This is a genomic window from [Clostridium] clostridioforme AGR2157 (assembly GCF_000424325.1).
GTDB lineage: Bacteria > Bacillota > Clostridia > Lachnospirales > Lachnospiraceae > Enterocloster > Enterocloster clostridioformis_A.
Genome location: NZ_AUJR01000013.1, coordinates 25,241 through 39,885 on the forward strand (window position 1 = coordinate 25,241; position 14,645 = coordinate 39,885).

Sequence of the window (14,645 nt, forward strand, 5' to 3'; positions counted from 1 at the left end):
TTGCCCTGTAATCTATGATTAAAGCACCAGCTGGATGCGCGGCACAACCAGATAGAAGGTATTTTTGAACCACATCTATACGTTATTATATCGCGCATACCCTTAAAATGTGCATAAAACACATTTAATATTCCTCTAAAATCTTCTGCCGCCGCCTCCGTGGCTTCTGCCGCTGCTGGATCTGTGGGTGGAACTTCGCCCTGAGCTTCGTCCTGAACCTCCGGATGAGTGATTCTGTGTGGGCCTTGGTATGGGGGCCGATGTAACAAATTTGCGAATCAGACTGTCCCCTGAATCGCCAAAGGCAAATTTGGCATCTGCCCGGTAGGCCAGAAGGCTGTTGGCCCTCTCCCGTTCGGTCTGCTCCATGGAATACCGCCGCCTCACTCCCAGGCACACCGAGCCTGCCACCCCGGCTGATACCAGGAATGCAAACATTCCTTCGTACCAGCGTATGCTTCTGTAGATACTGATTTCCCCTGTTTCCGTGTCGTAATTATACTGTCCCCTCTGAATTCCACGGTCCACATAATACTCCACATCCTTTAGGAATTCGGCTGCCGCCCCTGCATAATCAAGGTTTCTCAGGGAATAGGCCACATCATCCTGTATCTGTTCGATTCGCCGGTCTGTGAGAATCCGTATCATATTCCCGGTGGTGGACACATAGCTCTCGCCTCCATAGCTGCCAGGACTGTCCATATAAATCAGAAACAGCACTCCGCTGGCTTTCCTGCCCGTGCCCAGGCCGTACTGGTCGTAAAAATCATCTGCATATTCCCTGGCCGCATGGCTGCCGTCATTATAAGCAGTGACCACCGCCACATCCATCCCGGTCTTTTTCCTGCACCGGGCAATCAGTTCCTCCAGCGTTCCGGCCTCCTCTGATGTCATAAGGCCCGCTTCATCGAACAGCCTACGGGCATTCTTATGGGTCTGGTCCTTATCATAGGTCTGAGCCTTGTCATATGCCCCGGATTCCTGTGCCTGGGAATCCAGTATGTTCCCTGCTCCGCTCCAGACTCCCAGCCACACCACGGCCGCCGAAACTGCCAGGAGCCTGAGCCATCTAACCATCCTTCGTCCTGTCATCCTAAGAAATACCCTCCTGTCATGAGTAATAAAAACAGCGGAAGGAACACAGAGAAAAAGAGAATTATAATCTTCTTCCTGTCCACAGGCAGCTTTCCGCAGATTTTTCCGGTCTGTCCGTTGAGGGCGAAATAGTATATCCTTCCCCTGGCCTTGTCATGATATGTAAGGGTCCATAGGGGAAGCAGGGCATAACTCCATTTCTCATCCCTTATGCCTGCCTCCTTTTTGCGCACCTGCATACTGCTGTAGCTCCCGGCCTGGTCCTGAAGGCTTTGAAGGGCGAACTGCCTGACCTCTGACTGCACGTCCAGCACAAACTGTTCTTTTTCCATATCCCGGTTCTCGGCCAGAAATCCGGAAAGATATCCCATGGAGAAATTCTCCTTTTCATTCATCCTGTAGGGGAGCACGCTTTCCACCAGCTGCCGTTTGGCCTTTCTCAGGCCATTTCTGGCCACATGGTCCACCTCCATGGTTCCCTGGCGCTTTACATCGTATATCGTTGTCTCTGTATACCTCATGCCTGCGTTATCCCATGTCCTGAGCCTGGTCCCCTGGGCGTCCAGCTCCCCGTCCACCCGGCAGCTGTAAAGCCAATACGGGAAATAAACCCCGCTCATGCTCTCAATCTGTTTCTTATTGTAAAATGCCTCCAACACGTACTTTTTTCTCCCTATCCACTGGGAAAAAATCTCCTCTGCCTTCTGCCTGTCTATCTGGAAGGGAATCACATAATCCGGCCTGAATTGCCCTTCCAGCCGTCCTGCCAGTACCACCGGATTATGGCAGTAATAGCAGAAGGTCGCCGCAGTGGTCTCATCCGTCACAATCTGGGCGCCGCAGCTGGGGCAGGTATAAAGAACCGGCTGAGCCTCAGCGCCGCCAGGTTCCCGGCCGTTCGGTTCCTGGAGCTCCGATTCCTGGTGTTTTGCTTCCCGGCGGTTCGGTTCCGGACTCAGGCGTTCCAGTTCTTCCTGGGTAAAATCAGACAGGCAATATTCGCAGTGGTATTTCTGTGAAGCCGGGTCAAATACAAGGCCGCCGTCACAGTTGGGGCATTTGTAGGTTATGGCTGCCATATTCTCTCTCTCCTGTAATCACGGCATTTACGGCCTTGGTTTACCGCATTCGCTGCAGAATTTTCCTGTATTGATGTTTCCGCAGGCACAGGTCCACGGTGTATCGGGACGGGAATGTCCGCACTCGCCGCAGAACTTGCCCGTATTGGAAGTCCCGCAGTCGGGGCAGGTCCATGCCCCGGACGGCTGCGTTCCGGGCATCTGGCCGGCCATTCCCGCGCCGCCCGGCTGTGCCCCTTCCATCTGGTTCGGCGCAGCCCACTGGCCCCCGGCCGGCTGCTCCCCCACAGGCCGGCCGCCCATCCCGGGCATTCCGGTATTTCCGGACATACGGCCCGGAGCCTGGTTCATCTGCATCTGCTGCATGTTGGTGTTGGTTGCCGCGCCCATGAAGCCGCCGCCCATCTGCATTCCCATCCCCATGCCCATAAAACCGGCCATGGCTCCGTTGTCGTTGGATCCCGCGTTTTTAAGCCCCTCTGCAATGGTGGTCTGTACATAACCCTCCCTGATTGACGGGTCGCCCATCATGGCTCCCCGGTTCCTCAGGTTAATCAGGCTCTGGGATTCCTCGTCGTAGGTAATGCTGGCAATACCCACTGCCTGTATCTCCATTCCTCTCATCCGGGTCCATTCCTCATCCAGGGTCTGAGCCATATACTGTCCCAGCTCCCGGCTCCTGGATGTGACGTAGGATATCCTGATGCCGTCTGCCGACATCTGGTTCATGGATGTCTGCAGGGCCTCCAGGAATTCTGACAGGTACTGCTCATTGATGGAATCTATTTCCACATGGTCTGCATTCTTAGGGATAACCTCAGCATAAAACTTAATGGGGTCTGTCACTTTGATGGAGTACGTTCCATGGGCCCGCAGGAACAGCTCTGCATTGTAAAAGTTGTCAAAATAGTTTACTGGGTTGCGGGTGCCGAATTTGATTCCCTTTATCTCCTGAAGGTTGACATAATACACCTTCTGGACTCCCGGTGTCACGCCGCCGAAACGGATACGGTTAAAGGATTCCTTCAGCGCCTCCCCAAACTGTCCGTTAAACATGGAGGGCATGGAGGAACGGCTGACCCTGTAGTAGCCTTCCTCCGCCGTATAATCCACTATCCTTCCGCCGTCCACCAGCATCATGAACTGGTTGGGATACACATGGATGACGGAACCGTCTGACACGATATCAGATGACCCCTTTGTATTAGCCCCCTTTCCCCTGCGCACCTGGATGCCCCGGACAAAGACGGTCCTGCCGCCCATATCATCCGGCTCTATGGCCTCCAGCCACTGGTCTGCCAGGGCTCCTCCCACTGCTGTGGTAACTGCTTTAATGATTCCCATGATTAATCTCCTTTCTTAGCTGCCTTCTTCTGTCTGCGCCTGCGCTTAACCGGCTCCACTGCCTTGATAGCCACCCAAATCATCAGCGCGGCTATGGCCAGCTGAATCACTATGCTGATGATAATCCAGTTCTTCATCACAAAACCAGTGGACTGCATCCCAAAATAACCTGCCATCTTGGCTGTGGGTGTGCTGCCTCCCATCTGTCCGTTTATGATTGTAAAAAATGTAGCCGCAGGATTGAGAAGCAGCAGATAAATCACATTTCCCGATGATGGTTTGACCACATTTTCCCCGAAACCATAGGCCGCCACTGAATTGCTTATATTCATGGAGGACAGGGAGAGTGAAAACTTATTTATAAAGTATGTCCCGGCCACCACGGCTATAAGCACTCCATAGGTAACTACTGTGGATATGGTAGACCGCTTGAACAGGGCCGAGAAACAGATTCCCAGGCTTCCCGCAAAAAAGGCCACCGTGATATAGCACAGAAGGAGAGACAGGATATCCTGCCATGTGATTCCCCCATAGACAAATACCATGGCCACCGCCGGGAAACTGGACACAATCAGTAAGAGCAGCGTGCTCAACGCGCTCATCAGCTTCCCGATCACCACCTGGGATGCCGTCATCTGGGTAGTGAGCATCAATTCCAGGGTCTGCCGCTCCCGCTCCCCGCTTATGCTGGCCGCTGTCACGGCCGGCACTATGAACATCAGCAGTATGAACTCAATGGTGGTGACAAACTCATACATATCCATGAAGCTGCTGTACTGAATGACCGCTGCGGACTCCACCTGGGCCACGGCGGAATACATGTTGAGCAGTGTGACCATGGACAGGATTCCATTGAACAGCACGATGATAAGGGGCAGCCGGATACTTCTGGAACTGGCCTTCATCTCCCGGCTATAGACCGGATTTCGCATCATAAGACATCACCACCCTTTCCTCTTCATGTTCTGTCAGCTGCATAAATACGGATTCCAGGCTTCCCTTTTCCCGGGTGAATCCGTTGACCAGCACGTCGCTGTCAATCAGCCGCTGGAGCAGCAGGGCCTCGTCCTGGGCATCCCCCGCAAACCGTACGCAGATATCCTGTTCACGCAGGGATATGGTCTGCACGCAGGGATGGCTCTTAAGAATGGACAGCGCCTTATCAATGTTGGTGAACACAGATATAACCAGCGGATTGGAGGTATTGACCCTGGACAGGATATCGTCTATATTTCCCTCCAGCACCATCCTCCCCTGGTCTATGATTCCTATATCCGTACAGAGCTCGGACAGCTCAGACAGGACATGGGAACTGATTACTATGGTCTTGCCCGATTCCTGGAGCTCCTTTAATATCTCCCTGAACTCAAAGCGGGTCCTGGGGTCCAGCCCCGATGTGGGTTCATCCAGTATAAGGATGGCCGGATCGTGAATCAGGGCCCTGGCCAGGCACAGTCTCTGCTTCATGCCCCTGGACAGTCCGTCCACGAAGAAATCCAGCTTATCCTCCAGCCCCACCTGCTCCAGCAGGGCCGTGTATCTCTTCCTTGCCACCAGGCCGCTTATGTGGTAGCAGGCCGCAAAGAATTCCATGTATTCCGACACGGTCAGGTTATCGTACACCCCGAAGAAATCCGGCACATAACCAATCATGGACTTAAGCTTTCCCAGGTCGGCACGGGCGTCCATGCCGTTTATGGTAATCCTGCCTTCCTCCGCCTCCAGAAGCCCTGTCATGATTTTAATGGTGGTGGTCTTTCCCGCTCCGTTGGGCCCCACAAACCCATAGAGGGCGCCGGTCTCCACCGTCATGTCCAGGCCGCTTAATGCATGGTATTTTCCGTATATCTTGTGTAATCCTCTTATCTCCAGCATCATTTACTCCTTCCTGTCACAGTCAGTATGGGCAGCATGATATTCCAGGTGTAATCGCCTGTGGCATCGTACACATACTTGATGGTCAGGGTATTGCCCGGGGACAGGTATGGCTCCAGCTCCTCCCTGACATAGGACTGGACATGGGTATCCATGGAATCATAGGTTCCTGTATTGTAGTTATAGAAATACATATTGCCGGCAAATGGCACCGTATAGTAATACCGCATGCTCTGCACCGCCTCATCGCTCATCTGATGGAAGGACAGCTTCTCCACCTCGATATCATTTCCCAGATAATACTCTAACATGACCGGAGTCAGGCCGTACATGCTGTTGTTGGCCGCATAATACTCACCTGAAAGCACATTGGGCTGCTTCTGGAGCGCGGACCTGTATATCATGCCGTCCTGTTCATAATTGACATCAATGGAGGAGGTCAGCAGGGTGGAACCATATGTCTCATAGTTGGAGGACTTTAAGAATACAGTCTCCTCCTTCTCATTGCTGAATCCCAGTACCCTGGCCTCTGAGTGATAGCCTGACAGATAGTTTCCCATATAGAAGGACAGGAGGTTGGTCCTCTCCAATGCCTGCACATAGGCCGCGTCCCGTATATCCTTGTCCTCCTTATAGCGGGAAGCCCCTGTGATCTGCTCTGCCATGGCATAACCGAAATTGGTGATTCCGTATATGACCTTCATGCCGTCCAGACTTACGGTCTCGCCCGGCTCCATGTGGCCAATGAGAATCATCTGATTATACAGGAGGATGGCCACATTGTCCACTTCCTGGCCGTAATTGTTGGTCAGGGTCCCTGTCACCTTACCGTCAAAGGAATTCACATCGCCTGTAAATCCCTCCTGCTGTCCGTTTTCCATGCGGCGCTCCATCATGAAGAACTTTGAGTTGAATGCGCCCACATTGTCGGACCTGACCTTGGTACCCTCCTCATCATAATGTATGGTTATGGACGGTGTCTCCTCACCCGTGAATTTGGGCAGGAGACCCATATTGTAGTAGGCGCTTCCCGTAATGGGATACAGGGTGTATTCCGGATTCAGCGTTACGGAATACGGTTTATTATAGGGGGCCCGCATGTTGATGAATGTGGTTTCCGATATCTCATCCCTGTCCGTATCCTTTATGGTTGCATAGGTGAAGAAGGGTCCTGTAAACCGCGTACTCATGCCCATGAGAAGAACCATGCCGGTACAGCACAGGGACAGGAGCCCCACGGACAGCTGGTAATACTGGCGCATTCCCCTCTGTTTCCAGAAGAAGTAGAGGCCGGGTCCGGCCAGGGCCACATATGCCACCGCCAGGGTCACGTACAGGCCCACCTTTGGAAGATTATTGATATTGCCTGTATTAATCAGTCCCTGGACTGACCAGAACTGGCTGGATGTGCTTCCGTCCATGGCGCTGGCCAGCCCGTTTATCTTATCCTCCCCCAAAAGGGTGGTGAACAGATTGTCGATATAAGAGATATTGGCCTGACAGAATTCTTCTATGTCCACAAAATCGTACATGGCCACGGCAGCCAGTCCGTTCCCCACGGAAACCGATGAGAGGACGGACAGCTCATCGCTGCCCAGCACCTCGGTGCCGCCTTTCAGCATGACATCCGTGCAGACCAGAGGGATGGAAGCGCCTTCAGGCCGGTCCACCGCGTATTCCACACCCATGTTGATGACCCGCTCGTCGGGTTGGGGAAGGGGCTGCTCCAGGAGTTCCTTGCCAAAGCCCCTCAGAGTATCCTCTCCCCTGTCACCGGTTCCTATGAGCAGAACACCGCCCTTGCGGACCCACTCCCACACAGCCTCTATCTGCTGACCTGACAGCTTTCCGGAATCAAAATCCGTTATCAGCAGCACATCCAGCTGGTCCAGGCCCAGTTCCGACGCCGGCAGAGTGGCTGCCGTCATCTCGATGGTCTTGGTCCTGAGGGTACTGTAGTTAATGCCCACGCCATTAAAATACAGAAGCTCCGCCGGGTTGTCACTGAGTACGCCGATAAAAAGCTCTGCTGTCTCCAGGTTCAGATTCAGCTTCAGACGTTTGCTCAGCACCTCATTTCCATTCTCATCCAGCAGGCGCACATACATCTGGTCAACCCTTGCCCCCAGCGATATGCTCACTGATTTGTTCACGCTTTTGCCAGGTTCAATTTCAACCGGATACTCATACCGGTATACATCATAATCCAGGTTCATGTTATATCCCTGAAAATCCGACTCCATGGCCAGAATACACAGGGTTCCCTTAAACGCCTGGCCGGACTGGCTGGACAGCTCGATTTTAAGGGGCAGGAAACGGCCGCTTTTCGCTGTATTCTGATAACCGTAGACCACGTCCATGGCAACGGGTGATTCCACGGTTTCCTCCTTGGCAGCCGTACTGTCCGTCCCAAAAGCCTGGACTCCCGGGGACTGGACAGTGACAGACGCTGCCAGCATTAAGCCAAAAAGGGTGCTTTTCAGCGCCCTTTTTATTATCTCTGGAAATATCCGCATGTTACACTTCCTCATCCTATATTCTCCGTTTAAGTCAGCTAATAGTTCCAAAATTCTCTTTATTGATGTCAAAATTTACCTGAAGCTTTACTGTGAACACAGTGCCGTCCAAATCGCTGGTCACATTGATGGTTCCTCCGTGCATGTCCACGATTTCCTTTGCAATGGCAAGTCCCAGGCCCGTACCGCCTGTACTGCTGGACCGGGACTGTTCCACCCGGTAAAACTTGTTGAATATCAGAGGCAGCTCCTCCGGCGGTATGACGTAGCCGTAATTTGTAACGGAAACAGTCACCACATCCTCCTGGGCCAGTATCTTTACCAGGACTCTTTTTCCATCAGCGCCATACTTGATGGCATTGCCAATCAGGTTGTCGAACAGACGGGCCAGCAGATTGCCGTCAGCTGTTATGATTTTAGCCGGTACATTGCTCTGCAGGTCATATGACAGATTCTTTTCCACAAAGTTCGGATATGCCTCCTCCAAAAGCTGTCCCAGCAGCTTTACCACATCCAGCTGGGATACGTGCATGGATATCCTGCCGTAATTGAGCTTGGTAAATCCAAACAGATCTTCAATCAGTTTCTCCAGGCGGCGAGCCTTTCCGTATGCAATCTCTATGTACTTATGCTGCATCTGCGCCGGTATCTTACTGTTGCCGGCCAGCAGCTCCAGGTATCCGATGATGGACGTAAGGGGTGTGCGCAGGTCGTGGGCCACATTGGTTATGAGCTCGTTCTTGGTGCGCTCCGATTCCCTCTCCTTATCCATCAGCTCCCGGATATCCTCCACCATCTTGTTAAGGTTGGCAGCCATGCTGGAGAACTCGTCATCCCCAATCACATCAATGGTGGTATTCAGGTTGCCTTCTGATATGCTCTGGACCGCATCCGATATATTGCTGATATAGCGGATATAGGGTTCCTGGAGAATCATGAAGGTCACCGCAAACAGCACCAGCCCGGATACCACATAAACCAGCACCACCGCCACATGGTAATCCAGCACAGCCTGAAGCAGGCGGTTCATACGTCCGGATTCCTCCATATATCTGGCAATCATGGACACGTTGGTCACCAGAAATATTTCCACAAGACAGGTAATGATGGCGCTGTATATAATGTTGGTGATAACCCGGGTATGGTAGCGCCTGCTCATATCACTTTTCAATTTTGTAACCTACTCCCCACACTGTGGTGATGATTTTATTCTGTCTGGTGTCCTCTTTCATCTTGCCTCTCAGGCGTCTGATATGTACCATGACCGTGTTGTTGGCCTCATATACCTTTTCATTCCACACCTTCTCGAATATCTCGTCGGTGCTGAATACCTTGCCCGGGTTGGAAGCCAGCAGGTACAGGATATCGAACTCAATGGGGGTGAGCTTGATTTCCTCATCGTCCACGATCACTTTATGATTATCCTTATTAATGGTCATTCCCTTAATGGTAATCTCGTTGTTGGCCTTCTCCCTGGAAGCGCTGTTTGGGTTTAACTGGGTGTAGCGGCGCAGCTGCGATTTGACCCTGGCCGTCAGTTCCAGCGGGTTAAAGGGCTTCACCACATAGTCGTCCGCCCCTGTTCCCAGACCTAATATCTTATCTAAATCCGTGGACTTAGCGCTGAGCATGATAATCGGGATGTTATTGTTTTCCCTTATCTTCTTGCACATCTCCAGGCCGTTCATCCCCGGCATCATAATGTCCAACAGTACCAGGTGTACCTCTTCTTTGGAAATAATTTCCAGCCCCTTGGCAGCATTCTCCGCCTTAAATACTTTATAGCCATCACTTACAAGATAAATCTCAATCAAATCCGCTATCTCTTTTTCATCATCTACTACCAGGATATTTATATCGGGCATGATGTCCCCTCCTCATATGTTAACTTATATGACCTATTCTAACATAATATATCAAGGTTTTCCTTACTTTTTTCTTGAAAAATTGTGGGAATTTCTGTTACAATACACCGGGCCTCCCTATAATGGTAATATCTTCATTCATTTGTATACTTTAAACAAAAATAGACTGAAAAATAGATTTTTTTGCAAATATTTGTGTTCTGTCACAATGGAAAAAGAAGTAAATTATGATATAATCATTTCATAAACATTATAAAAATTTTATAGACTTTCAGGAGGTGAGGATCATCAAGATAGTGACTGTCATGGACAATCTGGCAGGGGAACAAAAAGCCATGAAGGCAGAACATGGATTGTCCTTTTATGTGGAGACAGGGGATATGCGCATCCTCTTTGACTTCGGAGCAGGCAGACACGCCCTGGAAAATGCCCTCAGGCTGGGAATCCGGCCGGAACAGGCAGACGTTGCAGTGGGAAGCCACGGGCATTATGACCATGCCGCCGGTTACAGGGATTTTGTTGCGGCAGGCCTTGGCTGTCCCCTGGTTACAGGAAATGGGTTCTTTGAGGAAAAATATGCCAAGAACGGCCTCAAGGCAACCTATCTGGGTACAGGATTTGACAGCCTGTTCCTGGAGGAACACGGCATCCGGCATATGGTATGTGGGTCTGTCCTTCCCATTGGCAGGGGCTGTTGGGTCATGGGCGACATCAGACGGTCCCATGACTTTGAGACAGTCCCGGAGCGTTTTGTGATACGGGACAAGGACGGATGGAAGCAGGATTATTTTCAGGATGAGGTCTGTCTTGTGCTGGAGGACAGAGGTGAACTGGTGGTAATCGTGGGATGCAGCCATCCGGGCATCCTTAACATCCTGGATACGGTAAGGCAGCGCTTCTCCCGGCCCATACGTGCAGTGGTGGGAGGGACCCACCTGGTGGAGGCTGACCGGGAGCGCATACAGATGACCATCCAAACCATGAAGGACATGGGCATCGGACTTCTGGGCTTTAACCACTGCTCCGGGGAACTTCTCCGGAACATGATGGCTGAAAATCCGGAGATGAACACCGTGTATCTGGGCGCAGGCGACTGCCTGCTCCTCTGATTTCCTTGATGTTGGATTTTGATTCCTTTGATATAATGATTTCTTTGATTTTATGATTCCTTTGATTTTATGATTCCTTTGATTACATCAGGGATGCATCTCCTGGCAGGAGGAGGGTATGCTAGAATTTTCCAGTATGGCACAGGATTTTGTGGAAGCCACATCCTCCCTGGTGGGAGGACGCACCATCAACATCATGGACCGGGAAGGGACCATTATCGCCTCCACGGAAAAGGAGCGTATCGGCACCTTCCACCAGGGCGCGGCCGAGGTCATTGCCACGGGAAAGCCGGTCCTTATTGAGACAGGGGACCTACCCCGGTATCCCGGCGCAAAGGAGGGCTACAACATGCCCATCTTTCTGAGGGATGAACTGATTGGGGTGGTGGGCATCTTTGGATGTGAGGAGCAGATGTTAAACGTAGCCAACCTTCTGAAGGTCTATGTAACCCATCATTTTGCCCAGCAGGCCATGACACAAAAGCAGAACGTGGAGTCCGAGGTCAGAAACCGCCTTCTGAGCCTTCTGCTTCTGGGGGACACCGGGCAGATGGAAACCATTTACCAGCTGTCCGCCCTGATTCCGATCCAGCTGGCCTTTCCCGTAAAGGTCATTATGATACGGGCAGGCAAAGGCAAAAATACCAGGGAGCAGATGAACCACTACACCCAGCTCTTCCAGAACATGATGTGGCAGGGTACCCTGGACCGCTCCAGGGATGTGTTCGGCATCCAGAACAACGACTGCATCATTATTCACAGTGTTCCCAGGCAAGGGAAGGCGGACGAGGCCCTGGACAAAATCATAGCCCAGGTAGTCCGGGAGGAGGGACTCTGTATTGCTGTCAGCGGCGCCTGCGTACGGCTGGAGGACATTCCCGGCGGTATGAAGGAATCCAACACCCTGATTTCCATGGAGGGCGGACCGGTCCGTAATCTGGAGGACAGCCAGGTCAAAATTCAGTATCTGCTTTACAAGTCCCTGATTCACGGCGGTACAAAGTATGCAGAAATGCTGTACCGGAAGCTGACAGCCAGCCAGGATGCCAGGCAGGCCGAGGTCCTTCTGGTGACTGCCAGGGTATATTACCAGGAGAACGGCAGCGTGCAGAAGGCCTCCGAGCGGCTTCATCTTCACAAGAACACCCTTCTTTACAGGATGAAACGGCTGTTCCAGCTGCTGGACCTGGAAAATGAGACTCCCTTTACCAGGGAATTCCTGGTTCGTCTGATTTTCATGTATCATCCGGTAGATGATATCACTTAAACATATTTGAGGAGGTTTTAGAATGTCAGGTTTATTTATATTTTTAGTCATATTTCTGGCCGTAGTATGTATGGTATTGGCCATATCCAAATTTAACCAGCACCCGTTTATCGTACTTACGGTCATAGCCATTGCAGTGGGACTGGTGTGCGGTATTCCCACGGAGGAAGTCATCAACACAGTAAAAAGCGGCTTCGGAAACATACTTGCCAGCATAGGTATCGTAATCCTGGCAGGAACCATTATTGGGACCATTCTTGAAAAGACAGGCGCTGCCCTGACCATGGCCAACACCATCCTCAAGCTGGTCGGAAAGAAAAACAGCGTTCTGACCATGGCCCTCACCGGTTATGTGACAGGCATCCCTGTATTCTGCGATTCCGGCTTCGTCATCTTAAGCCCTATCTCCAGAGCCCTGGCCAGCCAGAGCAATGTATCCCTGGCCGTCATGGCTACCGCCCTGTCCGGCGGCTTATATGCAACCCACTGTCTGGTTCCGCCTACCCCTGGCCCAATTGCCATGGCAGGTACCCTGGAAGCTGACCTGGGACTGACCATACTGGTGGGCCTTCTGGTATCCATACCAGCCACCTTATCAGCGCTGTTCTATGCCAAAAAGGTATCCAGCAAAATTGATATTCCTGCCAACCCTGAGTACACGGTGGATGAGCTGCTTGAGAAATACGGCAAACTGCCCGGCGCCCTTCACAGCTTCTCACCCATCCTGCTTCCCATCGTACTGATTGCACTTAAATCCGTAGGCGACTTCCCCAGTGCTCCTTTTGGAGACGGCGCTGTAAAGATGCTTTTCTCCTTCATCGGAAACCCTGTCATTGCCCTGATTTTAGGCGTGTTCCTGGCCATGACCCTGGTTCCGGCCGCTGAGAAGAAAAATACCTTGTCCTGGATTACAGAAGGTGTCACCAACTCCGCAGGTATCCTGGCCATCACCGGCGCAGGCGGCGCATTTGGAGCCATCCTTCAGAAACTGCCTATCGCTGACGCGCTGAGCGCATCCCTTCTGGGCCTTGGAGTGGGCGTATTCCTTCCATTCATCATTGCAGCCCTGTTAAAGACAGCTATGGGCGCTTCCACCGTGGCCATGATTACCACCTCCGCTATGATTGCGCCTCTGATGCCTGCCCTGGGATTCACCACCCCGCTGGCAAAGGTGCTTGTCATCATGGCCATTGGCGCCGGCTCCATGACCGTGTCCCATGCCAATGACTCCTACTTCTGGGTGGTATCCCAGTTCTCTGACATGGAGACAAAGGATGCCTATAAGTGCCAGACCGGTATGACCGGGGTTATGGGTATTGTGACCATTATCATTGTGTTTATACTTTCACTGGTGTTCTGTGGTGTCCATAGCTAATGTCTGCAGAACAAACACTATTTTCCGGTTCCGGTAGATCCTATCTGCCAGGATGCGGCTTGGGCAGCGCCCTTCCCGTTCCCGGAAGCCATCGCCTGGAGGTTTCTGGCTTCATCGCAGCCATCAAAGGCCCCGTACAATAGGCCGGACAAAGGGCCGGCTGGCGCTGACAATACGATCAGGAATCCTTAATAGCAAAATGCGTCCTTAAGAACGATGATATAACTCTATAGACTGATCAAATGCATTTTTCTCATAACACATTTTCTCCTGTCCCCGGCCTACAGCACCGCATATTCTTGCATCCATTTTAGGAACGGAATAGCGGTCGAACCATCCTTCCAGCTCTGTCTTAAGGATCCTGATCTGCTCTTCAAATTCTGGATTTCCGAAGAGGTTGGTTTCCTCATCCGGGTCCTTTGACAGGTCATAAAACTCGCAGGGACTGTCTCCGTAACGGTGGATATATTTTAAACTTCCCTTTTTTATCATACGGGTCTTGCTGTATTCGTCAAATACAACAAACCGGTCTTCATATTTTTCCGTTGGATGATTGATCTGCTCCAACAGGCTTTTTCCCGGCTGCAGCGGCTCCAGCTCATATTTGCATCCTGCCAGTGACAGGATAGTAGGGAAAATATCATACTGTCCGGCCATAGCAGAACAGGTGGATCCAGGTGCTTCGTATTCGGGAACTTTAATAATAAATTGAACTTTTACGGATGAATCATACATATTTGGCGGATAGGTACCGTTTCCTTTTCCCCAGATTCCGTGCTGCCCCAGGTTCATACCGTTATCGGAAGTAAAGATGATCACTGTATCCTCTTCCAGCCCATGGACACTTAAATAAAATGGGGCCCCTTCTCCTGAAAGCCGGTCCAGATGAAATCCTGGAGATGGAAGAACCGGCAAAGGAAAAGAAAATCTGTGAATACCTTTATCTTGAGGCAGATGAGGACCATATCCACCGACAGAAAGATGGAAAGGAGCAGGGATGTTTTATCGGCAAGCTGGTCTATCTCTTTGAAGGAAAAGAAGAAATCTGTAATGGCAGGAGAAAGCTGGTGTCGCCTTTTTACTTTGGAGGGCTTTATACAGGTTCCGATATGTAGGTAAG

Annotated in this window: 13 protein-coding genes; 4 read left to right on the forward strand and 9 right to left on the reverse strand. The window is 51.5% G+C overall.

The window, feature by feature from the left end; all coding sequences use genetic code 11:
* Positions 1-135 precede the first annotated feature (135 nt).
* Genes G614_RS0107695 through G614_RS0107730 form a run of 8 tightly spaced genes read right to left on the reverse strand, consistent with a single transcriptional unit; the run spans position 136 to position 9,774 of the window.
* Positions 136-1,092 (reverse strand): TPM domain-containing protein, encoded by a 957-nt coding sequence (locus G614_RS0107695; RefSeq protein WP_027641500.1) that lies wholly within the window; start codon positions 1,090-1,092, stop codon positions 136-138.
* Complete coding sequence (locus G614_RS0107700) at positions 1,089-2,174, reverse strand: ATP-binding protein (protein ID WP_027641501.1); 1,086 nt, start codon at positions 2,172-2,174, stop codon at positions 1,089-1,091. The genes G614_RS0107695 and G614_RS0107700 overlap by 4 nt, the downstream gene beginning before the upstream one ends.
* Before the next feature lie 27 nt (positions 2,175-2,201).
* Positions 2,202-3,518 (reverse strand): SPFH domain-containing protein, encoded by a 1,317-nt coding sequence (locus G614_RS0107705; protein ID WP_027641502.1) that lies wholly within the window; start codon positions 3,516-3,518, stop codon positions 2,202-2,204.
* A 2-nt stretch (positions 3,519-3,520) separates the two neighbouring features.
* On the reverse strand, positions 3,521-4,453 hold the full coding sequence (locus G614_RS0107710; RefSeq protein ID WP_027641503.1) for an ABC transporter permease: 933 nt from the start codon (positions 4,451-4,453) through the stop codon (positions 3,521-3,523).
* The gene (locus G614_RS0107715) at positions 4,431-5,393 is read right to left on the reverse strand and encodes an ABC transporter ATP-binding protein (protein WP_027641504.1); all 963 of its coding nucleotides are present in this window, start codon (positions 5,391-5,393) and stop codon (positions 4,431-4,433) included. The genes G614_RS0107710 and G614_RS0107715 overlap by 23 nt, the downstream gene beginning before the upstream one ends.
* Complete coding sequence (locus G614_RS0107720) at positions 5,393-7,909, reverse strand: hypothetical protein (protein WP_027641505.1); 2,517 nt, start codon at positions 7,907-7,909, stop codon at positions 5,393-5,395. Before G614_RS0107720 ends, G614_RS0107715 begins: the two co-directional genes overlap by 1 nt.
* A 34-nt stretch (positions 7,910-7,943) precedes the next feature.
* Positions 7,944-9,080: a sensor histidine kinase gene (locus G614_RS0107725; protein WP_027641506.1), complete on the reverse strand. Its 1,137-nt coding sequence runs from the start codon at positions 9,078-9,080 to the stop codon at positions 7,944-7,946.
* Positions 9,070-9,774 carry a response regulator transcription factor gene (locus tag G614_RS0107730; protein ID WP_027641507.1) on the reverse strand — a complete coding sequence of 235 codons (705 nt, stop codon included), beginning with the start codon at positions 9,772-9,774 and terminating at the stop codon, positions 9,070-9,072. Before G614_RS0107730 ends, G614_RS0107725 begins: the two co-directional genes overlap by 11 nt.
* Positions 9,775-10,070: 296 nt before the next feature.
* On the opposite strand from G614_RS0107730, the gene G614_RS0107735 reads away from it, so the two are divergent.
* The 3 genes from G614_RS0107735 to G614_RS0107745 all read left to right on the forward strand — a co-directional run bounded on the left by G614_RS0107735 (position 10,071) and on the right by G614_RS0107745 (position 13,525).
* Positions 10,071-10,883 (forward strand): MBL fold metallo-hydrolase, encoded by an 813-nt coding sequence (locus G614_RS0107735; RefSeq protein ID WP_207637839.1) that lies wholly within the window; start codon positions 10,071-10,073, stop codon positions 10,881-10,883.
* 118 nt (positions 10,884-11,001) lie between these two features.
* Entirely contained in the window at positions 11,002-12,150 is a 1,149-nt protein-coding gene (locus G614_RS0107740) for a CdaR family transcriptional regulator (protein WP_027641509.1), read from the forward strand.
* Between the two features lie 22 nt (positions 12,151-12,172).
* The gene (locus G614_RS0107745) at positions 12,173-13,525 is read left to right on the forward strand and encodes a GntP family permease (RefSeq protein ID WP_027641510.1); all 1,353 of its coding nucleotides are present in this window, start codon (positions 12,173-12,175) and stop codon (positions 13,523-13,525) included.
* A 207-nt stretch (positions 13,526-13,732) separates the two neighbouring features.
* On the opposite strand, the gene G614_RS27025 is transcribed toward G614_RS0107745, so the two are convergent.
* The gene (locus tag G614_RS27025; protein ID WP_278245980.1) at positions 13,733-14,440 is read right to left on the reverse strand and encodes a sulfatase/phosphatase domain-containing protein; all 708 of its coding nucleotides are present in this window, start codon (positions 14,438-14,440) and stop codon (positions 13,733-13,735) included.
* Here G614_RS27025 and G614_RS0107755 point away from each other — a divergent pair.
* Positions 14,380-14,640, forward strand: a complete 261-nt coding sequence (locus G614_RS0107755; RefSeq protein ID WP_155245031.1) for a UPF0236 family transposase-like protein — start codon at positions 14,380-14,382, stop codon at positions 14,638-14,640. The genes G614_RS27025 and G614_RS0107755 overlap by 61 nt on opposite strands.
* Positions 14,641-14,645: the final 5 nt, after the last annotated feature.